Raw genomic sequence first — 440 nt, forward strand, 5'->3', positions numbered from 1 at the left:
ACCCAAGACGCTAGGAAGCGTCCACAACCTWTTTTCTTTAGTTATTCCAGAAAAAACTCCCAACCGCCTGTGGAGTTTTTTCTGTTTTCAGGCTGTATATGGTATACATCATTAGTTAACATAATATTATCGGAAATAAAATAAAAAAGGCCTCAAATAAACATGAAGCCTTTACATTTTTATAAAGAAAAGCTTAATCCTTTAAAACATGATGTTTTACTAAACTTCGATAATAGCCATAAATAATAAAATACGCTATTAAATAACTTATAAAAGTGCCAATAATATTCCATCCATTAAAATATTCTACTTTTCCTAGAACTAAACCCATACCCTCAAAACCTGTAGTAAAGAGGGTAAAACAAAGTAAAAGGAAAATCGTATTAATCTGCTTTTTTTCCTTAAAATAAATTAAAAAAGCAGATAAAATAGGATAGAAA

At 28.9% G+C, this 440-nt stretch carries 1 protein-coding gene; it reads right to left on the minus strand.

What is annotated here, in order from left to right; genetic code table 11:
* Positions 1 to 193: 193 nt before the first annotated feature.
* Positions 194 to 440: hypothetical protein (locus tag AC1DWA_RS33445; RefSeq protein ID WP_477917794.1), on the minus strand; the 247-nt coding region annotated here is incomplete at its 5' end.

The sequence above is a fragment of the Rhodococcus sp. P4_F3_2 genome (genome assembly GCF_056401335.1).